Here is a 21,424-nt window from a genome sequence, read left to right on the forward strand (position 1 = left end):
GCCGCCGCCGCGGCCGCCGCCCGCTCCGCCGCCCGGCGCGCCTCCTCGGCGCGCATCAGGGCCTCCTCGGCCTTGCGCTGCTTCTCCAGGCGCCGGGCCTCGGCCTCGGCGCGCAGCCGGGCCTCCTCCTCGGCCTGCCTGCGCAGCCGCTCCTGCTCGGCGCGGCGGCGGGCCTCCTCCTCGGCCCGCGCCTTCTCCTCCGCGAGGAGCCGTGCCCGCTCCTCCTCCGCCTTCCGGCGTGCCTCCTCGGCCCGCTGCCGGGCCTCCTCGGCCTGCCGCTCGGCCTCGCGCCGCTGCGCCTCCTCCAGCTCGCGCCGCTTGCGCTCCTCCTCCTCGGCGCGCAGCCGCTCCAGCTGCTCGAGGCGCTCGCGCTCCAGGCGCTCCTCCTCGGCCTTGCGCGCGGCCTCCTCCTCGGCCTTGCGCCGGGCCTCCTCCTCGGCCTTGCGGCGCGCCTCTTCCCGGGCCTCGATCTCGGCCTCGGACAGCGGCAGCACCTGGTCCAGCCGGTGGCGGACGACGGTGGTGACGGCCTCGGGCTCCTGGCCCGCGTCCACGACGAGGTAGCGGCCGGGGTCGGCGGCGGCCAGCGTCAGGAAACCGGCCCGCACACGCGCGTGGAACTCGGCGGGCTCCGACTCCAGGCGGTCCGGTGCCTCGGTGAACCGCTCGCGCGCCGTCTCCGGCGGGACGTCCAGCAGGACCGTCAGGTGCGGGACGAGCCCGTTGGTCGCCCAGCGGTTGATCCGGGCGATCTCGGTCGGCGACAGGTCGCGCCCGGCGCCCTGGTAGGCGACCGAGGAGTCGATGTACCGGTCGGAGATGACCACGGCGCCGCGCTCCAGCGCGGGCCGGACCACGGTGTCGACGTGCTCCGCGCGGTCGGCGGCGTACAGCAGTGCCTCCGCGCGGTGCGACAGACCCGCGCTCGACACGTCCAGCAGGATCGACCGCAGGCGCTTGCCGACCGGCGTCGCCCCCGGCTCGCGGGTCAGCACGACCTCGTGCCCCTTGCCCCGGATCCACTCGGCGAGGGCCTCCGCCTGGGTGGACTTGCCGGCGCCGTCGCCGCCCTCCAGGGCGATGAAGAAACCGTTCGCCGCGGGGCTCGGCACCGGGTCGTCGCCACCGAGCAGCGCGTCCTTCAGGTCCTGCCGCAGGGGCACTCCGGAACGGTCGTCGACCTTGGCCAGCACCAGCGCGGCCACCGGCAGCAGCAGCGCGCCGACCAGCATCAGCACGAACGCGGCGCCGCCGTGCGCGAAGACGAACTTGCCGTTCTCCAGCCGGTGCGGCCCGATCGCCGCCGCCACGACGGGCGCGATCACCGCGCCGAGCGCCACGTAGACCCGGACGACGGCGTGCAGGTGCTCGGTCGTCCGGCTCCGGCGGTGGTCCTCGGTCTCCTGGTCGAGCAGCGCGTGCCCGGTGTTGGCGGCCACGCCCGCGCCGACGCCGGCCAGGGCGAGGAGCAGCAGCACGGTGGTGACGTCCGGGACGAGGCCGGCGGCCAGCAGGGCGACGCCGACGAAGGCGATCGCCAGGGCCAGCAGCCGCCGCCGCGACAGGGACGGCAGCAGGGCCGGCGCCGTGCGGATGCCGACGACCACCCCGCCGGTCAGGGCGCCGACCATCAGCCCGTACAGCACCGGGCCGCCGCCCAGGTCCTTGGCGTGCAGGACCGCCACGGCCACGGCGGCGGACACGACCGCGGCGACGGCCGCGCAGGCGAACACCAGCAGCGGCAGGGCGCCGGTGCGGCCCTTGTCGACACCGGCGGCCGTCCGCGGGCGGCGCATGCCTTCCAGCGGCGACCGGGCGCGCGGGGTGCGGATCGCGGGCAGCTCGAGGAAGGCCACCAGGGACAGGGAGGCGGCGAACAGTCCGGCCGCGACGTACGAGGCGAGTGCCGCCTGGTGCTGGGCGAACCAGTCGACGCCGGCGCCCAGCAGGTTGTTCAGCAGTCCGGCGACGACGAGCACGGCTCCGGCGAGGGGGATCGCCGCGAAGCCGGTGCGCAGCGACAGGCGGCGCAGGGCGTCCATGTGGTCCGGCAGGGGGCGGACCGTCGCGCCCTCCGGCGGCGGCGCGGGCAGCAGGGCGGGGGCCGCGCTCTCCCGGCACACGGTCCAGAAGCGCTCGGCGACGCCGGTGACGAAGCCGGTCACCAGGAGGGCGGCGAGGGCGTCGTCCGGTGTCCAGTCGATCCACAGCGGCGCCACGATCAGCAGCACCGCCCGCAGACCGTCCGCGCCCACCATGGTCCAGCGGCGGTCGAGCGGACCGTCCTGCGAGGTGAGCGACGTGAGCGGGCCGAGCAGGACCGCGCCGAAGAGCAGCGTCGCCAGGATGCGGACGCCGAAAACCGTCGCCACTGCGAACGCCACGCCCCGGTAGCCCCCGCCGAACGAGCCCGCTCCCGTGGCGGCCTGCACGGCGAGGAGGACCAGCACCAGCAGGGCGAGGGTGTCGCCGACACCCCCCACGAGCTGTGCGCCCCACAACCGCCTCAACTGCGGTCGTCGCAGCAGGGCGCGGACGGCACGCTCGCGGGAGTCCGCGACGAGGGCGTCGTCCGGGGCGGGGTGAGAGGCCGTTGGCTGCTCGGCTCGCGTCATGCGTTCAGCCTATCGGGCGCCACCGTCAGGCCGTGGTACCCGGCCGAACGTACGCACGCCCCGACACCGAATCGATGCCGGGGCGTTCGCTCAGCGAACGACAGTACGTGCCGCGCGGAGGACCTGAGACCGGCTCAGTCCTCCGACCCGGGGGACGTGGTCGCCCTCTCGGCGGCCGCCTTCGCCGTCGTCCCGGCCGTCGTCGTCTTGGCCGTCGTCTTCTTCGCCGTCGTCTTCTTCGCCGTCGACTTGGCGGTCGTCGACTTGGCCGCGGTCTTCTTCGCCGCCGCCTTCTTGGCCGGGGCCTTCTTGGCGGTGGTCTTCTTCGCCGCGGTCTTCTTCGCCGTCTTCTTGGCGGGCCCCTTGGCGCGCTTCTCGGCGAGCAGCTCGTAGCCGCGCTCCGGCGTGATGTCCTCGACGCTGTCGCCGGAGCGCAGGGTCGCGTTGGTCTCGCCGTCGGTGACGTACGGGCCGAAGCGGCCGTCCTTGACCACGACCGGCTTCTCGCTGACCGGGTCGGTGCCCAGTTCTTTCAGCGGCGGCTTGGCCGCGGCCCGGCCACGCTGCTTGGGCTGGGCGTAGATCGCCAGCGCCTCCTCCAGCGTGATCGTGAAGAGCTGCTCCTCGGACTGGAGGGACCGCGAGTCCGTGCCCTTCTTCAGGTACGGGCCGTAGCGGCCGTTCTGCGCGGTGATCTCGACGCCCTCGGCGTCGGTGCCGACGACGCGCGGCAGCGACATCAGCTTCAGGGCGTCGTCCAGGGTGACGGTGTCCAGGGACATCGACTTGAACAGCGAGGCCGTCCGCGGCTTCACGGCGTTCTTGCCGGTCTTCGGGGTGCCCTCGGGGAGCACCTCGGTGACGTAGGGGCCGTAGCGGCCGTCCTTGGCGACGATGGTGTGGCCGGTGGCCGGGTCGGTGCCCAGTTCGAAGTCGCCGCTCGGCCTGGCGAGCAGCTCCTCCGCCAGCTCGACGGACAGCTCGTCGGGCGCCAGGTCGTCGGGCACGTCGGCGCGCTGGTGGTTCTCGGCGTCCTTCTCGCCGCGCTCGACGTACGGGCCGTAGCGTCCGACGCGCAGCACGATGTCGTTGCCGACGGGGAAGGACGACACCTCGCGCGCGTCGATCGCGCCGAGGTCGGTCACCAGTTCCTTGAGGCCACCGAGGTGGTCCCCGTCGCCGTTGCCGGCGTCGGCCGCGCCGCCCCCGCTCTCGCCCTCGCCGAAGTAGAACCGCTTCAGCCACGGCACGGACTGGGCCTCGCCGCGGGCGATGCGGTCGAGGTCGTCCTCCATCTTGGCGGTGAAGTCGTAGTCGACGAGCCGCCCGAAGTGCTTCTCCAGGAGGTTGACCACGGCGAAGGACAGGAAGGACGGGACGAGCGCCGTGCCCTTCTTGAACACGTAGCCGCGGTCGAGGATCGTGCCGATGATCGACGCGTACGTCGACGGGCGGCCGATCTCCCGCTCCTCCAGCTCCTTGACCAGCGACGCCTCGGTGTAGCGGGCCGGGGGCTTGGTGGCGTGGCCGTCGACCGTGATCTCCTCGGCCGTGAGCGCGTCGCCCTCGGCGACCTGGGGCAGGCGGCGCTCGCGGTCGTCCAGCTCGGCGTTCGGGTCGTCGGCGCCCTCGACGTAGGCCTTGAGGAAGCCGTGGAAGGTGATCGTCTTGCCGGACGCGCTGAACTCGACGTCCCGGCCGTCGGAGGCCGCGCCGCCGATCTTCACGGTGACGCTGTTGCCGGTCGCGTCCTTCATCTGGGAGGCGACGGTCCGCTTCCAGATCAGCTCGTAGAGCTTGAACTGGTCGCCGGTCAGTCCGGTCTCGGCGGGCGTGCGGAAGCGGTCGCCGGAGGGGCGGATCGCCTCGTGCGCCTCCTGGGCGTTCTTGACCTTGCCGGCGTACGTGCGCGGCTGCGTGGGCAGGTAGTCGGCGCCGTACAGCTGCGTGACCTGGGCGCGGGCGGCGGCGATCGCCGTGTCGCTCAGGGTCGTCGAGTCCGTACGCATGTAGGTGATGTAGCCGTTCTCGTACAGCTTCTGGGCGATCTGCATGGTCGCCTTGGCGCCGAAGCCGAGCTTGCGGCTGGCCTCCTGCTGGAGCGTCGTCGTACGGAACGGGGCGTACGGCGAGCGGCGGTACGGCTTGGACTCGACGGAGCGGACGGCGAAGCGGGTGTGCTCCAGCGCGGCGGCGAGCGCGCGGGCGTTCGCCTCGTCGAGGTGGAGGGTGTTCGCGCTCTTGAGCTGCCCCAGGGAGTCGAAGTCGCGGCCCTGCGCGATGCGCCGTCCGTCGACGGTCTGCAGGCGGGCGACCAGCGACGACGGGTCGGAGGCGTCACCGGCGCGGCCGGTGCCGAAGGTGCCGGTCAGGTCCCAGTACTCGGCGGAGCGGAACGCCATGCGCTCGCGTTCCCGCTCGACGACGAGCCGGGTGGCGACGGACTGGACGCGGCCGGCCGACAGGCGCGGCATGACCTTCTTCCACAGGACCGGCGAGACCTCGTAGCCGTAGAGGCGGTCGAGGATGCGGCGGGTCTCCTGGGCGTCGACGAGCTTCTGGTTGAGCTGGCGCGGGTTGGCGACGGCGGCGCGGATGGCGTCCTTGGTGATCTCGTGGAACACCATGCGCTTGACCGGGATCTTCGGCTTGAGGACTTCCTGGAGGTGCCAGGCGATGGCCTCGCCCTCGCGGTCCTCATCGGTGGCGAGGAAGAGCTCGTCGGAGTCCTTCAGCAGGTCCTTGAGCTTCTTGACCTGCGCCTTCTTGTCAGCGTTGACCACATAGATCGGCTGGAAGTCGTGTTCGACGTCCACACCGAGGCGGCGGACCTCGCCGGTGTACTTCTCGGGTACCTCGGCAGCGCCGCTGGGAAGGTCGCGAATGTGCCCGACGCTCGCCTCGACGACGTAGCCGGGACCGAGATAGCCCTTGATCGTCTTCGCCTTGGCAGGCGACTCGACGATGACGAGTCGGCGGCCGCCGTTCGCGGTCTCGCTGGTCGGGGACAACTTCGCTCTTCTCTCCGGTCGACGCTGGGGCCTGACCCAGGCGGTGCTCCCGGGGTCGGGTCGTACTGCACTTCGGTCGTGACGCTGCGGAGTGTGACGGTACCTCCCGCCCCCGTGTCAAACGGGAAAAGCCCGCAACGGCCACTCGAACGGTAACCCGACGAACCCTGTTCCTGCCGCCCGGAGTGTCCACCGGCCCGGATACGCATATCCGGAGCGCAACCCCCCGGTTACTGGGACGGGGGACGGGCGCCGACCGGATCCGGCCTCTCACATGCGCGTCAGACACCATGCCCCGACGGCCAGCGCGGTCACGGCGACGACACTCGCGACGGTCGCCGATGCGACGGGCCTCACACCCAGCGCGACGGGCCGACCGTGCCGCACCCGTGTCACGGTCCACACCAGCAGACCGGCCCCGAACAGGGCGAACACCATTCCCGCGAAGACCGCCGGCCCGCTCTCCATGGTCCCCGTGCCCCTTTTCTCCGTCCGCGAGTGCCCAGCCTCCGCGAGGCTGTCACGCGTGGACGGCGGGCAGGCGAACCCGAAGTGAACGAGGAACCGACGGCTCCCGCCCGTGGCTCGTTCCGCCGGGTCCGCCCCCGGCGCCAGGGCCTCCGGGGGCGGTCGGCCGCGCCTCCTCCGCCGCCGGGAGAAATCCCTACGCCGGTTCCAGGAACCCCTGCTCCACCAGCAGCCGGATCTGCGCGGGCGTGCGGTCGCGCAGCGCCACCGGGTCCTCGCCCACCAGCTGGGCGATGGCGTCCAGGATGCGGCCGGCGCTCATCGTGCCGTCGCAGACGCCCGCGAACCCGGCGCCGACGGTGTCGACCCGGGTGGCCCGGCGCATGCCGCGGTTCTGCCGCAGCACGACGTGCTCCGGGTCCTCGGCGCCGGGCAGCCCGACCTGCTCCTGGACGACCTCTGCGGCCAGCGTGAAGCACGACTCCAGCAGGGCCGCGTCGTCGTGCTCGCGCAGGTAGTCGAGGCGGGCGAAGTGTGCCCGCACCGTCTCGCCGAGCGGCTGCTCGACCGGGTGCGGCCACTCCTCCGTCGTGATCGACGGCTCCGCGGCCGCCGTCCTGCGCAGCGTGATCCAGCCGAAGCCGACGGCCCTGACCTTGCGCGCCTCGAACTCGTCCAGCCACGCGTCGTAGCGCGCCTGGTACTCGGTCTCGTCGCCGCGGTGGTCGCCCGCGTCCCTGAGCCATAGCTCGGCGTACTGCGTGACGTCCTGCACCTCGCGCTGCACGATCCACGCGTCGCAGCCGCGCGGCACCCAGGAGCGCAGCCGGTCCGTCCAGTCCTCCCCCTCCACGTGCTGCCAGTTGGCGAGGAAGTGCGCGAACCCGCCCTCGCTCAGGCGCTCCCCCGTCCGTTGGACGAGCGTGCGGCACAGCTCGTCCCCGCCCATCCCGCCGTCGCGGTAGGTGAGGCGGGCGCCCGGGGAGATCACGAACGGCGGGTTGGAGACGATCAGGTCGTACGTCTCGTCGTCGCGGACCGGCTCGTACAGCGAGCCCTCGCGCAGGTCGGCGGCCGGGGCCCCGGACAGGGCGAGCGTGAGCGCGGTGATGCGCAGCGCGCGCGGGTTGACGTCCGTCGCCGTGACGCGCGTGGCGTGCCGGGCGGCGTGCAGCGCCTGGATGCCGGAGCCGGTGCCGAGGTCGAGGGCGGCGGAGACGGGGGTGCGGACGGTGAGGCCGGCGAGGGTCGTGGAGGCGCCGCCGACGCCGAGGACGACGCTCTCCGCCCGGCTGCCGGCGTCGCCCTCCCGTCGCCCGTCGTCGCCCCTCGCGGGAGCGCCGACGCGCACGCCTCCTGCTCCACCGACCGCGCAGCCGAGGTCGGACACGATGAACCAGTCCTCGCCGTCGGGTCCGCCGTACGGCCGTACGTCCACGGTGGCCGCGAGCTCGCCGTCGACGGACACGAGCCACCCGCTCTCCAGGCACGCCTCGACCGGCAGGACGTCCGCCGCGCGCGCGTGGGGCACCGGTTGCTGGAGGAGGAACAGCCGGACGAGCAGTTCCAGCGGCGTGTCACCGCGGGTGACCCGGAGCGCGGGCACGACCTCGCCGCGCGACAGCGCCGCGTAGGCGGGGGCGCCGAGCAGCTCCAGCAGTCCGTCGGCGGTGAAGGACGCCCCGAGCAGGGCGTCCCGCAGCCGCGCGGTGACGTCGGGGCGGTCGGCGGAGGGCAGGGGGGAGAGGCTGGCGTTACTCACCTCACCATTGTGGCCCGCGCTCCGCCCCGTGCCCGCCGGGCGCGGGCCCGTCCGCCCCACGGCCGCCGTCCGGCCGTGCCACGGTGTCAGCCCGCGGCCGCCGGTGACGCGGTGGCCGACTTGCAGCTGGGCTGCTGGGCCATCGCCTTGCCGACGTCACCCTCCTCGAGGGTCTTCAGCGCGTCGCTGCCGGACTTGCCGAGCTTGTTCAGCTCGGTGGCGACGTCCTTGAGGCCGTCGGCGAACTTCGCCTGGTCCTTGGTGTCCAGGCCCTCCACCTGCTTCTTCAGCGAGGCGTAGGAGGCGGAGAGGCCGTTGAGCTCCTTGACCGCGTCCTGCTGCTTCTTCTCACCGTCCTCGACGTCCGGCGCCCCGGCGTTCTGCACCGTGCTCGCCATCGCCTTGTAGGCGTCGGACATGTCCTGGAAGGCCTTCGCGTCGGTCTTCTGGACCTGCTCCGGCGTGCTGTTGTCCGAGGTCTCCTTCTGGATCGCGGCGTTGGCGGCCTCGATCTTCTTGGCCTGCGGCTGCACCCCGTCACAGACCTGCTTGGCCCAGGCGTCCAGCTTGTCGTCGCCGTCGTCGCTGCTGCATCCCGTCAGCGCCAGTACCAGTACCGCACCGCCGGACAGTGCGGCCGCGAGCTTCTTGTTCACCGGATTGGTCCCTTCCATGGCTCTCGGCCCCGGAACATACACGCCGGATGGAGGACACTCGCAGGACGAACATCCATTAGGACCGTATTGCAGCCATTTGCACCAGAGAGAGAAGGGTCACGGCGAGGGCGTGCGAACGACGGAAAGGGCGGACGCCGCGTCAGTACGCGTCGTCCGCCCGTGCCTTGAGCGGGACTTCCCGCCGTCGTCGAAGGCGGCGGTTACGAAACCACCGCCGCATCAGGCGACTTGGGTTCCCGGTCGGCGCCGCCCTCGTCGCCCACGGCGATTCCGCGCCGCTTGGACACGTACACCGCCGCGGCGATGACGACGAACGCGACGACCGCGATCAGCACCCGCACGCCGACGCTCCTGTCGGCGCCGTAGGAGAACTTGATGACCGCCGGCGCGATGAGCAGCGCGACCAGGTTCATGACCTTCAGCAGCGGGTTGATGGCGGGGCCCGCGGTGTCCTTGAACGGGTCGCCGACCGTGTCCCCGATGACGGTGGCCCCGTGGGCGTCGCTGCCCTTGCCGCCGTGGTGGCCGTCCTCGACGAGTTTCTTGGCGTTGTCCCAGGCGCCGCCGGAGTTGGCGAGGAACACCGCCATCAGCGTGCCCGCGCCGATCGCGCCCGCCAGGAACGCGCCGAGCGCGCCCACACCGAGTGTGAACCCGATGAAGATGGGTGCCATCACGGCGAGCAGCCCGGGCGTGGCGAGTTCCCGCAGGGCGTCCCTCGTACAGATGTCGACGACCTTGCCGTACTCGGGTTTCTCGCTGTGGTCCATGATCCCGGGCTTCTCCCGGAACTGCCGCCGCACCTCGAAGACCACCGAACCCGCCGACCGCGACACCGCGTTGATCGCCAGCCCCGAGAAGAGGAAGACGACCGCCGCGCCCGCGATGAGCCCGACGAGGTTGTTGGGCTGCGAGATGTCCATCATCAGGCTCATCGGGGCGCCGTCGCCGCTGAGCCTCTCGCCCACGTCCCGCGCGCCGGTGGTGATCGCGTCGCGGTACGAACCGAACAGCGCCGAGGCGGCGAGGACGGCCGTGGCGATGGCGATGCCCTTGGTGATGGCCTTGGTGGTGTTGCCGACGGCGTCCAGGTTGGTGAGCACCTGGGCGCCGGCGCCCTCGACGTCGCCGGACATCTCGGCGATGCCCTGGGCGTTGTCGGAGACCGGCCCGAAGGTGTCCATGGCGACGATCACGCCGACGGTGGTGAGCAGGCCGGTGCCGGCCAGCGCCACCGCGAACAGCGCCAGCATGATCGACGTACCGCCGAGCAGGAAGGCCCCGTAGACGCCGAGACCGATCAGCAGGGCGGTGTAGACGGCGGATTCCAGGCCGACGGAGATACCGGCGAGGACGACGGTGGCGGGGCCGGTGAGCGACGTCTTGCCGATGTCCCTGACGGGCCGCCGGGTGGTCTCCGTGAAGTAGCCGGTGAGCTGCTGGATGAGGGCGGCCAGCACGATGCCGATCGCCACGGCGACGAGCGCGAGGATCCGCGGGTCGCCGTTCTTCCCGGCGATGGCCGCGTCGGTGACGCCGTCGAGGTCGGCGTACGTGCCGGGGAGGTAGACGAAGACGGCCACCGCCACCAGGACCAGCGAGATCACCGCGGAGACGAAGAAGCCCCGGTTGATCGCGCTCATGCCGCTGCGGTCGGCCCGGCGGGGCGCCACCGCGAAGATGCCGATCATGGCGGTGATCACACCGATCGCCGGCACGAGCAGCGGGAACGCCAGTCCCGCGTCGCCGAAGGCCACCTTGCCGAGGATCAGCGCGGCCACCAGCGTCACGGCGTACGACTCGAAGAGGTCGGCCGCCATGCCCGCGCAGTCGCCGACGTTGTCGCCCACGTTGTCGGCGATGGTCGCGGCATTGCGCGGATCGTCCTCCGGGATGCCCTGTTCGACCTTGCCGACCAGGTCGGCGCCGACGTCGGCGGCCTTGGTGAAGATGCCGCCGCCGACCCGCATGAACATCGCGATCAGCGCGGCACCGAGACCGAACCCCTCCAGCACCTTCGGCGCGTCGGCCGCGTACACCAGCACCACGCAGGAGGCGCCCAGGAGGCCGAGCCCCACCGTGAACATGCCGACGACGCCGCCCGTGCGAAACGCGATCTTCATCGCCTTGTGCGAGACGAGGGTGAGGTCCTTTTCCGGTTCACCCGCGGCCGGTGTCGCTTCCCGCGCCGCCGCGGCGACGCGCACATTGCTGCGTACGGCGAGCCACATGCCGATATAACCGGTGGCCGCCGAGAACGCCGCGCCGATCAGGAAGAACACCGATCGCCCGGCACGCTGATTCCAGTCGTCCGCGGGCAGCAGCATGAGCAGGAAGAACACGATGACCGCGAATACGCCGAGCGTGCGCAGCTGCCGGGCCAGATAGGCGTTCGCGCCTTCCTGGACGGCGGCCGCGATCTTTTTCATGCTGTCGGTTCCCTCGCCCGCCGCGAGCACCTGGCGTACCAGGACTCCCGCGAGCACCAGCGCGGCCAGCGCGACGACCGCGATGACCGCGACCAGGGCGCGGTTCCCGTCGGTCAGTACGGCGGCGGCGACGGTCGAGGCGTCGACCGACCGATGAGGGAGGGAAAGCTCCGCCATTCGTCCTCCTTGACGCTTGGGCTGAGCTCAAGATGTGGACGGGATCGTAGGTACCGGAACCTGATCGAAACAGTGCACGACAAAGGGAATACCTCTGTCAACCGGAAGGACGCCGGACGTAGTAATGCCCTTCCGGCATTAATCCGTGATCCCTCCGCCTGATCCTTTTCCGCCCGCCTGATCCTTTCCGCTTACCTGATCCTTTTCCGCATCCTTTTCCACGGGATCGATCGTGAATGAATTCACTTATCGCCCGCACGGCACCACTGTATGCGCGCCCCGCACCTTCCGCACATGACGAAGGGCCCTACGAGGTAGGGCCCTTCGGATGACCGGGAGTACCGGGTGATCGGGAGTGTCAGACCGGCGGCAGTACCGCGGGCGTGGTCGGCCACGTCATGCGGATCCGTCCGCCGTCCTGTCCTGCCGAGACCTCCACGTCGTCGACGAGACCGCTGATGACCGCGAGGCCCATCTCGTCCTCCTCGGTCTCCGCGTCGTCGGCGGCGCCCGGCGCTCCGGTCCCGGGTGCCGCGTGCGGCGCCTTGTCGCCGACCTCGATGGAGAACTGCTTCTCCTCCTCGATCAGCGACACGTTGACCGGCGCCGTGATGCCGCCGTGCTGATGCAGGCCCACGGCCCGGGTGCAGGCCTCGCCGACGGCGAGCCTGACCTCGTCGAGGACGGCCTCGTCCACTCCGGCCCTGCGTGCCACCGCCGCCGCCACGAGACGGGCGGTGCGGACATGCTCGGGCAGCGCGCTGAAACGGAGTTCGACGGTGGCCATGCATCCCCCTCGGAACTGCGGGCGTGCTTCGAGGGGCCGGGCCGCCGACAGCCTGGCCCCTCCTTGGTTCGGTCGTCCCGGGCCCGCGGCCCGGGACCGGTCGTCAGTCGGTGGCCGCCACCGCTTCCTCGACCGAGGTGTGAATGGGGAACACCTTGGTGAGGCCGGTGATACGGAAGATCTTGAGAATGCGCTCCTGGTTGCAGACCAGGCGCAGCGAGCCCTCGTGGGCACGCACCCGCTTCAGTCCGCCGACCAGCACGCCGAGCCCGGTGGAGTCGAGGAAGTCCACGCCCTCCATATCGACGACGAGGTGGAAACTCCCGTCGTTCACCAGCTCGACCAGCTGCTCGCGCAGCTTGGGCGCGGTGTATACGTCAATTTCGCCACCGACCTCGACGACCGTACGATCGCCGACGGTACGGGTCGACAGGGACAGGTCCACGGATCCTCCAGCACCTTGCTATCGAGCGGTCGTCCCTCGGGACACCTCGGCTTGAAGCCCCCAGGACGGTTCGCCAGCCGCGATGGCATTCAATCACTTACCGGCAGGCGTGCACGACGCCTTGGTCCCATTGTCCGTCACGCCAGTGACACACTCGGTGCCGATGGCCGAGAATCACCGATCCGATCGACCCCCGACGGGGCCCGGCTCCCGGCCGGATCCGGGCACGGTCCTGGGCCGGCTCGCCGCGGGACCGAACCGGGCTGCGCGCATCACTCATACGGAGCACTTGCCCCCGCGTGCGGGCCGTCATGCCGTCTGGCCGGACCGGATTCGCCCGGAGGTCGTCGCGGCGGTGCAGGCCGCGGGCATCGAACACCCCTGGGCCCACCAGGCACGGGCGGCGGAACACGCCCTGGACGGCGACTCGGTGGTCGTCGCCACCGGCACCGCCTCCGGCAAGTCCCTGGCCTATCTGGTGCCGGTCCTGTCGACGCTCCTGGACGGCTCCGAGGCCCCCAACGGGCGCGGCGCCACCGCCCTCTACCTGGCCCCCACCAAGGCACTGGCCGCCGATCAGTGCCGGTCCGTGAAGGAACTCGCGCGGCCGTTGGGCACATCTGTGCGGACCGCCGTGTACGACGGCGACACGCCGTTCGAGGAACGCGAGTGGATCCGCCAGTACGCCACCTACGTCCTCACCAACCCGGACATGCTGCACCGCGGGATCCTGCCGTCCCACCCCCGCTGGTCCTCCTTCCTGAAGTCGCTGAAGTACGTGGTCGTCGACGAGTGCCACACCTACCGCGGCGTCTTCGGCTCCCACGTCGCGCAGGTCCTGCGCAGACTGCGCCGTCTGTGCGCCCGCTACGGCGCGTCGCCCGTGTTCCTGCTGGCCTCCGCCACCGCCGCCGAGCCCTCGGTGGCGGCCCGCCGGCTCACCGGGCTGCCGGTGGTCGAGGTCGCCGACGACGCCTCACCGCGCGGTGAGCTGGTGTTCGCCCTCTGGGAGCCGCCGCTGACCGAACTGGAGGGCGAGAAGGGCGCACCCGTCCGCCGCACCGCCACCGCCGAGGCCGCCGACCTGCTCACCGACCTCACCGTGCAGGGCATGCGCTCGATCGCCTTCGTACGCTCCCGGCGCGGCGCGGAACTGATCTCGGTGATCGCCCAGGAGCGCCTGGCCGAGACCGACCGGTCGCTCGTCCGGCGCGTGGCGGCCTACCGCGGCGGTTACCTCCCCGAGGAACGCCGGGCCCTGGAGCGTGCCCTGCACTCGGGTGAACTCCTCGGTCTCGCGGCGACGAACGCCCTCGAACTCGGCGTCGACGTCTCCGGCCTGGACGCCGTGGTCATCGCCGGCTACCCGGGCACCCGGGCGTCGCTGTGGCAGCAGGCCGGGCGGGCGGGCCGGTCCGGGCAGGGGGCGCTGGCGGTCCTCGTCGCCCGGGACGACCCGCTGGACACCTTCCTCGTCCACCATCCGGAGGCCCTGTTCGACCAACCGGTGGAATCCACCGTGCTCGACCCCGACAACCCGTACGTCCTCGCCCCCCACCTGTGCGCCGCCGCGGCCGAGCTGCCCCTGACCGAGGACGACCTGGAGCTCTTCGGCCCCGCCTCGGGGGAACTCCTCCCCCAGCTGGAGGCCGCGAAGCTGCTGCGCCGGCGGACCCGGGCCTGGCACTGGACGCGCCGTGAGCGGGCCGCCGACCTGACCGACATCCGCGGGGAGGGCGGACGCCCGGTCCAGGTCGTCGAGGCCGGGACGGGCCGGCTGCTGGGCACGGTGGACGCCGGTGCCGCCCACACGACCGTCCACGAGGGCGCCGTCCACCTCCACCAGGGCCGCACGTATCTCGTACGGTCCCTGGACCTGGAGGACTCCGTCGCCCTGGTCGAACAGGCCACGCCGTCGTACTCGACGGTGGCCCGCGACACGACGTCGATCTCCGTCCTCGACACCGACGTCGAGGTGCCGTGGGGCGACGGCCGCCTGTGTCTCGGCTCCGTCGAGGTCACCAACCAAGTGGTCTCCTTCCTGCGCCGGCGTCTGATCACCGGTGAGGTCCTGGGCGAGACGAGGCTCGACCTCCCTCCGCGGACCCTGCGCACGCGGGCGGTGTGGTGGACGGTCACCGAGGACCAGCTCGACGAGGCCCGGATCGGTCCGGAGATCCTCGGCGGCGCCCTGCACGCCGCCGAACACGCGTCGATCGGCATGCTGCCCCTGTTCGCCACGTGCGACCGCTGGGACATCGGCGGCGTGTCGGTGCCGCTGCACCCGGACACGCTGCTGCCGACGGTCTTCGTGTACGACGGCCATCCGGGTGGTGCGGGCTTCGCCGAGCGCGCCTTCCACACGGCCCGGGCCTGGCTCACGGCCACCCGGGAGGCCATCGCCTCCTGCGAGTGCGACGCCGGCTGCCCGTCGTGCATCCAGTCCCCCAAGTGCGGCAACGGCAACGATCCGCTGCACAAGCGGGGGGCGGTACGCCTGCTCACGACGCTGCTGCGGGGAGCGGCTGGGGCGGAGGCGGACGCGGAGGTGGAGGTGGAGGTGGAGACGGGCGCGGATGCGGAGACCGGGACGGAGGCGCGATAGGCGTCGAGCAGCCGCCGTCCCGCCGTCCCGTCGCGCCGTGCCGTCCCGTCTCCGGGGCGGCACCGTCTCCGAGGCGGCACCGTCTCCGAGGCGGCACCACGGACTCACCCCGCGGGGGCCGCGACCGCCGACTCCGCCGCCGGAACCGGTCTCGCCCCGGCCACCACGTCCGCCCCCGCCGGACCGGCCCGGGCCCGGATCTCCGCTCCGAAGGGACCCCGGCCCGACGCCACCGTCACGTCCGAGACCTGGCCGATGACCGCGCACCGCACCAGCCGCACGCCCTGGGCCCGCGCGATCCGGTCCGCCCGGGTACAGGCCCCCGTGGCGCCGAGCGACCAGTGGTCGGCCGCCGCGAGCGCCGCGAGGTCGGCCCCGCCGGCCGCGCGGTGCCGGACCACGACGGCCTGCCCCAGGGCCAGCACGACGCCGAACACCAGGCACAGGACGGCGATGGCACCGACGCTCCAGACGGTCGCGGACCCCTGGTCACGCCTCCCGGGCGCGTACCGGCCGGTCACCCGGCGGAACGAGAAGCCGCTCCTCACGGTCCCGCCCCCGTCTCTTCGCCCACCGGCGTGTCGGCCGTCCGGTCCGGCTCCGGCCCCGGCGTCGGCTCCGCTGCCGGTTCCGCAGGCGGGTCCACCGCGGGACCACCCGCACCGTCCCCGGTCGGGCCCACCGCCTGCTCGACCGAGGCCACGGCCTCCTCCCGTACCTCGAAGGGCAGGCCGTGCAGCATCGGTGGTGCGGCCACGACCACCACGCGGACGCGGTCCGCCTCCCGGGTGACGGTGACCCGCGCGCCGTGCGGCGCCGCTTCCCGGGCGACCCGGACGACCGCGTCGGCCGGGTCCTGACGGGCCGCCGCGCGGGCCCCCGTGCGGGCGGCGTCCACGCACTGGATCTGGGCGGCCACGACCAGCAGGCCCCACACCAGCGCCATCGCGAACACCACGAGCACGGGCAGCACCACGGCGGTCTCCGCGGTCACGAACCCCCCGTCGGCTCTCCCGCGGGCCCCCGGCCCCGCCCGCCGCTCACATCCGCGCATCGAGGGCCTTCTTCACGATGCCCTGGAGCTCCGCGCTGACCGCCCCGCTCGTCACCACCTTGTAGAGCACCACGGCGAACGCCACCGCCGCGACGATGCCCATCGCGTACTCGGAAGTGACCATTCCCGTGTCCCGCCGCAGCGCAGTCCACCGCCACGCCGCACGTGCCCTGCGCACCAGGGCACGCAGCCGTGCCCGTACCAGTCGATTCATCACAACCCCCGTGAGGTCCGGTTCCGTCGTTCACTCGTTCGTCATTCGCTCGTCCGCCGGGCACTCGCCCGCCGGCCTCATGCCATTCCGTTCCGCCCCGTCACCCACCACTCCCTCCAGCGCCCAGCACCCCGCCCGCGAGGCCGATCACCACCGGCAGTACGCCGACCGCGACGAACGCGGGCAGGAAGCACAGCCCCACCGGCGCGGTGACCATGACGGCCGCCCGGCGGGCGCGGACCGTCGTGGCGCGCGCCCGGTCGGCACGGGCCTGGGCGGCGAGCCGGGCAACCGGCCCTGCGGCGGGCAGGCCGGACACGTCGGCGCGTTCCAGCAACCGCGCCAGGGGAGCGGCGTCCGGCAGCGCGGCCAGCCCGCGCCAGGCACCGACCGGTTCACCACCGAGCCGTACTTCCGCGGCGCCGCGCACCAGCGCGTCCCCCACGGGCCCGCCGAGGGCGTCACCCACGGCCCGGGCCGCGATCACCGGGCCGGCGCCCGCCGCGACGCATGCCGCCAGCAGGTCGGCGGCCAGGGGCAGTTGACGCGCGGCCTCCACGGCGACGGCCTCCTGCGCGGCCGGTCCGGCGGCCGACCGCTTTGCGTGGCGGCGCCACAGCGCCGCCGCCACGGTCAGCCCCACCACGGCACCGGTGACGCCGCCCACCAGGACCCATCCGGCCCCCGCCGTCCCCACCAGGGGCAGCCACCTGCGCGCGGTGTCCAGCACCTCGCCGCGCCGTGGACCGGCGCGGGCCGGCACCGGGACCAGCAGCAGCGCGAGCCGCCTGCGCACCGCCCGCTCCCGCCGCACGGCGTCGGCCCGGCCCACCAACCACCCGACGACCAGCACCGCCCCCAGCACCACCCCCAGCCGGTGGACCACGTCCCCGTTCACGCCGCCGCCTCCGCCGCACGCACGATCCGGGAGACCCACCACACCCCGAGGCCCTCCAGCACCGCGCCGGCCAGCAGACAGCCCAGACCCCCTGCGGTGTGCAGCAGCACGTGCAACGGGTCGGAACCGAGGGCGACACCGAGCAGGAGGCCCAGCACCGGCAGGCCGGCGAGCATCACCGCCGTGGCGCGGGCACCCGCCAACTGAGCACGCAGGTCGGCCCGTTGGTCCCGCTCGGCGCGCAGCGCGCCCTCCAGCCGTTCGAGCCCAGCCGCGAGTCCGGCGCCCTGGTCGACGGCCACCCGCCAACAGGCCGCGAGGCCCCGCAGCCCGTCGGCGCCCGGCCGGCGTGCCGCCGCGACGAGCGCGGCCGGTACGTCCCCGCCGAACCTGGCCGCCGCCAGCACCCCCGCCCGTGCGTCGCCGAGTCCTCCCGAGTCGTGGGCGGCGCACAGCAGCGCCTCGCCCGGCTGCCGTCCCGCCCGCACCTCCCCGGCGAGCGCGCCGCACAGCGCGATCACCGCGTCCTGCCGCCGCTCCCGGTCCCGCCGTTCCCGACCGGCCAGCCGCACTCTCCGCAGCACCGGCACCCCGGCCACCCCCGCGACGACCGGAAGCACCGAGGCGCCCAGTACCGCCAGCACCAGCCCGGCCGCCAGGGACCACCACTCGCCCCGCAGCCGACCGCGGACCTGCCGCAGCCCGTCCCTCACCCGGCGCACCGTGAGCGGCCCGGTCCCGACCGTCCCGCCGCCCGCGAGCAGTACCCGCGCGCGCCGGGCCCCCGAGTGCCACCCGGCCGTCAGCCACGCCCCCGTTCCCAGACACGCCAAGGCGGCGGCCGTCGTCAGTTCACCCGTGCCCATCACCTGTTCGCCTCCCTTCCGCGGGGCGTGTCCCGAGCCCTTCACCGCACAGCAGTTCCCGCAGTCGCCCCCACCCGCGCTCGGCGACGAACGCCTCCGCGCCCCACCGCAGCGCCGGAACCGTCCGCACCAGGCCCGACGGGTCCCGTTCCAGTACGTGCACCTCGGCGATCCGCCGCCGCCCCGCCCGGTCCCGCTCCAGGTGCAGGACGACCGACAGGGCTGCCGCCAGCTGGCTGTGCAGGGCCGCCCGGTCCAACCCGGCGGCGGTGCCGAGCGCCTCCAGTCGGGCGGGTACGTCGGCGGCGGCATTGGCGTGCACGGTCCCGCACCCGGCGTGGCCGGTGTTCAACGCGGCGAGCAGGTGGACCACTTCGGGTCCGCGCACCTCGCCGACGACCAGCCGGTCCGGCCGCATCCGCAGGGCCTGCCGCACCAGGTCCTCCAAGGTGACCAGGCCCGCGCCCTCCTGGTTGGCGGGTCTGGTCTCCAAGCGGACGACGTGCGGATGGTCCGGCCGCAGCTCCGCCGAGTCCTCGGCGAGCACGATCCGTTCACCGGGGCCGACCAGTCCGAGCAACGCGCTCAGCAACGTCGTCTTCCCGCTGCCGGTGCCGCCGCTGACGAGGAAGGACAGCCCGGTCCGCAGGAGCGCCCGCAGCACGCCGTCCCCTCCGGGCGGTACGGTGCCGGCCGCCGCCAGCTCGTCGAGCGTGAACGCGCGCGGTCGTACCACCCGCAGCGACAGACACGTACAGCCGACGGCCACCGGGGGCAGCACGGCGTGCAGCCGGGTGCCGTCGGGCAGCCGGGCGTCCACCCACGGCCGGGCGTCGTCGAGCCGGCGCCCGGCGACGGCGGCGAGGCGCTGCGCGAGCCGCCGCACCGCTCCGGCGTCCGCGAAGGCGACCGGCGTGAGCTCCAAGCCGCCGCCCCGGTCCACCCAGACCCTGTCCGGCGCGGACACCAGTACGTCGGTCACCGACGGGTCGGCGAGCAGTGGTTCCAGCGGTCCGCTGCCGACGAGTTCCGACCTCAACTGCTCGGCGGCACCGAGGATCTCGGCATCCCCCAGCACGCGCCCCTGCTCCCGCAGCGCCTGTGCCACGCGCGCGGGAGTCGGCTCCGCCCCGCTCTCGGCGAGCCACCGCCGCACGCCGTCGAGCAGCCCGGAGGCAGACCCCGGGGCCGTCCCGGGACCGGCCCCCGGGGCCACCGCGGAAGCCGGGGCCGGCGTCACCGCGGAAGCCGGCGTCGGCGTCATCGCGGAAGCCGGGACCGGCGTCACCGTGGAAACCGGGGCCGGGAACGTCCTCGAAGCGCCCGGCATCTGCCACCGGGCCGGCCCGGTGGTCACCCGGGAGGCCGCACCGGCGGACGGCTTCGGAGCAACCCCCGTGGCGGCCCCCGCCTCCGCCCTCGCGCACGACCCGGCGGTCGGCCCCGGGGACTGCTCGGGCCCCATCCCCGTGGCCGCCCACGCTGGTCGCCTCCACGCCTTCCGAGGGCTCACCCCGGTGGGCCGCCCGGGTGCCACCCCAGCGCCCACCCCGGCGGGTCGCCCGGACGCCGCCCCAGTGCCCGCCCCGGCGGGCTGCCCGGGACCAGCCCCCGCGGTCGCCCCCGCAGGCCGTCCCACCAGCCCCGTCACCTCCGGGGGCCATCCGGCCGAACCGAAGGTCAGTCCCATGGTCGGCCGGTCCGCACCGTCCGTCGCACCGGCCCGCACGCCCTCGCCCACCGCGGCGTCGGCACCCGTCGGCGTCCTCATGCCGCACCGCCCGTCTCCGCCGCCAGCGCCCGCTCCCAGAACTCCCGGCAGAAGCGCGCCAGGGGCCCGCGTCCGGCTCCGCCCGGCGGCCGCTTGCCCTCGGTCACCCGCAGCAGCCCGGCCTCGACGGGCACGTCACCGACCAGGGGCAGCCCGAGCAGCCGGGCCACCTCGCGGTCGTCGAGCCCCGGCGCGTACGGGCCCCGCACCGCGACCCGCAGGTCGCGCAGGACCATGCCGACCGCGGAGGCGACCCGTCCGGCCGCCGCGACGGCGCGCAGTTCGGCCGGGACGACGAGCAGTCCGACGTCGATCTGGGCGAGGACCTCCGCGACCCCGTCGTCGATCCGGCGCGGCAGGTCGACGACGACCGTGCCGCCCCTGCGCCGCGCCGCGGCGAGGACCGCCCGTACGGCCTGGGCCGGCACGGTGAGGCAGTCCCCCCGGTCCCAGCTGAGGACACGCAGCGAGTGCAGCTCCGGCAGCGACTCCTCCAGGGCGCTCCCGCCGACCCGCCCGCGTGAGGACGCGAACGCGGGCCACCTCAGTCCCTCGGCCGTCTCGCCGCCGAGCAGGACGTCGAGTCCGCCGCCCAGGGGGTCGGCGTCCACCAGCAGGCTGCGCAGCCCCTGACGGGCGGAGGTGACGGCGAGGGCGCAGGCCAGCGTGGACGCTCCGGCACCGCCCCGGCCGCCGATGACACCCACGGTGAGGGCGGGCCGGCCGACGCCCTCCGCGACGTCGGCGATGCGGTCGACCAGCCACTGTTCACCGTCGGGCAGCATCAGGACGTGGTCGGCGCCGATCTCGACGGCCCTCTGCCAGACCCCGGAGTCGTCCTGGTCGCGGCCCACCAGCACCACGCCCCGTCTGCGCACGGCCCCGCGTACGCGCCGTGCGGCGTCGTCGCCCACCAGGACGAGCGGCGCCGTCTCCCAGCTGCCGCGCCGCCCGGGCACCGAGGGCTCCCCGGGCACCGAGTGGTGCACCTCGGGTGTGGCGCCCGCCGCCGCGCACAGGCGCAGCAGGTCGTCGAGGAGGTCGGTGTCCTCGGTGACGATCAGCGGGCCGCTCTGCCGCCCACCGGCGGCGGGCGGCGGATCGTGTGTGACGGTCCCGGTCATGACCGTGTCCCCCTTCGTCGTGTCCTACGTCGTGTCCTGCGTCGTCGCGTCATCGCCTTGTCGCGTCGTCGCCTTGTCGCGGCCCGCTTCTTCGCTTCACCGCTCGCCATTGCTCGCGTGGTCCGCGGTCCGCGGTCCCGTGATCCCGAGGCCCGCCTCTCCGAACCGTGTGAAGAACCGGAAACCGGCCATATGCGTCCGGCAAAGCGAACCGGCCATGAGTGGTCGCGGCCCGAACGCGTGGAATCACGGTGCAGCGATCCGCGAAAACGTGTGGATCTTGGTCAATAACTGTGGAGGGCACGGACGCTGTGAATATCGCCGTCACCCATACCGGTGAGTCCGGAACCGTCCCGGCGCACCCTGCACACAGCTCCCGCAGCGCAGCTCGACAACCACCCACAGTCATAAATCATGAGCATGACAAACGCATGGACGCACACCGTCCGGACGCGCCGACCGCGCCACCAGCGGAAAGGAAAACCCACCCGGACATGCGACGACCCCCGCCGGGGGGGAGA

General features: G+C 73.5%; 15 protein-coding genes and 1 pseudogene. 1 reads left to right on the forward strand and 15 read right to left on the reverse strand.

The genetic code is table 11. The features are described 5' to 3' along the window. From tmk to bldG, 8 genes are all read right to left on the reverse strand, one after another. The coding region (gene tmk / locus JHAT_RS01355; RefSeq protein WP_077796339.1) for a dTMP kinase at positions 1–2,615 on the reverse strand (2,615 nt) is incomplete at its 3' end. A 134-nt stretch (positions 2,616–2,749) separates the two neighbouring features. After that, positions 2,750–5,626 (reverse strand): type I DNA topoisomerase, encoded by a 2,877-nt coding sequence (gene topA, locus JHAT_RS01360; RefSeq protein ID WP_077796148.1) that lies wholly within the window; start codon positions 5,624–5,626, stop codon positions 2,750–2,752. A 270-nt stretch (positions 5,627–5,896) separates the two neighbouring features. Further along, a complete protein-coding gene (locus JHAT_RS01365; protein ID WP_077796149.1) occupies positions 5,897–6,094 on the reverse strand; it encodes a hypothetical protein in 198 nt (65 codons plus the stop codon). Positions 6,095–6,290: 196 nt separating this feature from the next. After that, positions 6,291–7,856, reverse strand: coding sequence for a class I SAM-dependent methyltransferase (locus tag JHAT_RS01370; RefSeq protein ID WP_077796150.1), 1,566 nt, complete (start codon positions 7,854–7,856; stop codon positions 6,291–6,293). Positions 7,857–7,942: 86 nt separating this feature from the next. Then, entirely contained in the window at positions 7,943–8,530 is a 588-nt protein-coding gene (locus tag JHAT_RS01375) for a small secreted protein (protein ID WP_077796151.1), read from the reverse strand. A 203-nt stretch (positions 8,531–8,733) separates the two neighbouring features. After that, entirely contained in the window at positions 8,734–11,139 is a 2,406-nt protein-coding gene (locus JHAT_RS01380; protein WP_077796152.1) for a sodium-translocating pyrophosphatase, read from the reverse strand. A gap of 358 nt (positions 11,140–11,497) precedes the next feature. Beyond that, a complete protein-coding gene (locus JHAT_RS01390; RefSeq protein ID WP_077796154.1) occupies positions 11,498–11,926 on the reverse strand; it encodes an ATP-binding protein in 429 nt (142 codons plus the stop codon). Positions 11,927–12,029: 103 nt separating this feature from the next. Beyond that, a complete protein-coding gene (bldG, locus tag JHAT_RS01395; protein WP_003975386.1) occupies positions 12,030–12,371 on the reverse strand; it encodes an anti-sigma factor antagonist BldG in 342 nt (113 codons plus the stop codon). An 82-nt stretch (positions 12,372–12,453) separates the two neighbouring features. Between bldG and JHAT_RS01400 the strand changes: the two genes are divergently transcribed. Further along, a complete protein-coding gene (locus JHAT_RS01400; protein ID WP_253195366.1) occupies positions 12,454–14,976 on the forward strand; it encodes a DEAD/DEAH box helicase in 2,523 nt (840 codons plus the stop codon). Positions 14,977–15,080: 104 nt separating this feature from the next. On the opposite strand, the gene JHAT_RS01405 is transcribed toward JHAT_RS01400, so the two are convergent. From JHAT_RS01405 to ssd, 7 genes and pseudogenes are all read right to left on the reverse strand, one after another. Beyond that, positions 15,081–15,524 carry an Rv3654c family TadE-like protein gene (locus JHAT_RS01405; RefSeq protein ID WP_253195367.1) on the reverse strand — a complete coding sequence of 148 codons (444 nt, stop codon included), beginning with the start codon at positions 15,522–15,524 and terminating at the stop codon, positions 15,081–15,083. A 113-nt stretch (positions 15,525–15,637) separates the two neighbouring features. Further along, a pseudogene (locus JHAT_RS01410) lies at positions 15,638–16,030 on the reverse strand (TadE family type IV pilus minor pilin); the annotation flags it as partial. Further along, a complete protein-coding gene (locus JHAT_RS01415; protein WP_077796340.1) occupies positions 16,017–16,244 on the reverse strand; it encodes a DUF4244 domain-containing protein in 228 nt (75 codons plus the stop codon). The gene JHAT_RS01415 and the pseudogene JHAT_RS01410, both read right to left, overlap by 14 nt. 100 nt (positions 16,245–16,344) lie before the next feature. Then, positions 16,345–17,142: a type II secretion system F family protein gene (locus JHAT_RS01420; RefSeq protein WP_077796158.1), complete on the reverse strand. Its 798-nt coding sequence runs from the start codon at positions 17,140–17,142 to the stop codon at positions 16,345–16,347. Next, complete coding sequence (locus JHAT_RS01425) at positions 17,139–18,008, reverse strand: type II secretion system F family protein (protein WP_077796159.1); 870 nt, start codon at positions 18,006–18,008, stop codon at positions 17,139–17,141. Before JHAT_RS01425 ends, JHAT_RS01420 begins: the two co-directional genes overlap by 4 nt. Next, positions 17,995–19,272, reverse strand: a complete 1,278-nt coding sequence (locus JHAT_RS01430; RefSeq protein WP_375603540.1) for a TadA family conjugal transfer-associated ATPase — start codon at positions 19,270–19,272, stop codon at positions 17,995–17,997. Before JHAT_RS01430 ends, JHAT_RS01425 begins: the two co-directional genes overlap by 14 nt. A gap of 503 nt (positions 19,273–19,775) precedes the next feature. Continuing rightward, positions 19,776–20,903 carry a septum site-determining protein Ssd gene (gene ssd, locus JHAT_RS01435; RefSeq protein WP_077796160.1) on the reverse strand — a complete coding sequence of 376 codons (1,128 nt, stop codon included), beginning with the start codon at positions 20,901–20,903 and terminating at the stop codon, positions 19,776–19,778. Positions 20,904–21,424: the final 521 nt, after the last annotated feature.

The sequence above is a fragment of the Streptomyces sp. JHA26 genome (assembly GCF_002005565.1).
Lineage (GTDB): Bacteria > Actinomycetota > Actinomycetes > Streptomycetales > Streptomycetaceae > Streptomyces.

What these genes read in the sequence shown, in the direction of transcription:
- JHAT_RS01365 (WP_077796149.1), bottom strand. Translation starts at nt 6,094, where the DNA reads ATGGAGAGCGGGCCGGCGGTCTTCGCGGGAATGGTGTTCGCCCTGTTC.
- JHAT_RS01375 (WP_077796151.1), bottom strand. Translation starts at nt 8,530, where the DNA reads ATGGAAGGGACCAATCCGGTGAACAAGAAGCTCGCGGCCGCACTGTCC.
- JHAT_RS01380 (WP_077796152.1), bottom strand. Translation starts at nt 11,139, where the DNA reads ATGGCGGAGCTTTCCCTCCCTCATCGGTCGGTCGACGCCTCGACCGTC.
- JHAT_RS01390 (WP_077796154.1), bottom strand. Translation starts at nt 11,926, where the DNA reads ATGGCCACCGTCGAACTCCGTTTCAGCGCGCTGCCCGAGCATGTCCGC.
- JHAT_RS01400 (WP_253195366.1), top strand. Translation starts at nt 12,454, where the DNA reads ATGGCATTCAATCACTTACCGGCAGGCGTGCACGACGCCTTGGTCCCA.
- JHAT_RS01415 (WP_077796340.1), bottom strand. Translation starts at nt 16,244, where the DNA reads ATGAATCGACTGGTACGGGCACGGCTGCGTGCCCTGGTGCGCAGGGCA.
- JHAT_RS01425 (WP_077796159.1), bottom strand. Translation starts at nt 18,008, where the DNA reads ATGGGCACGGGTGAACTGACGACGGCCGCCGCCTTGGCGTGTCTGGGA.
- JHAT_RS01430 (WP_375603540.1), bottom strand. Translation starts at nt 19,272, where the DNA reads ATGACGCCGACGCCGGCTTCCGCGGTGACGCCGGCCCCGGCTTCCGCG.
- ssd (WP_077796160.1), bottom strand. Translation starts at nt 20,903, where the DNA reads ATGACCGGGACCGTCACACACGATCCGCCGCCCGCCGCCGGTGGGCGG.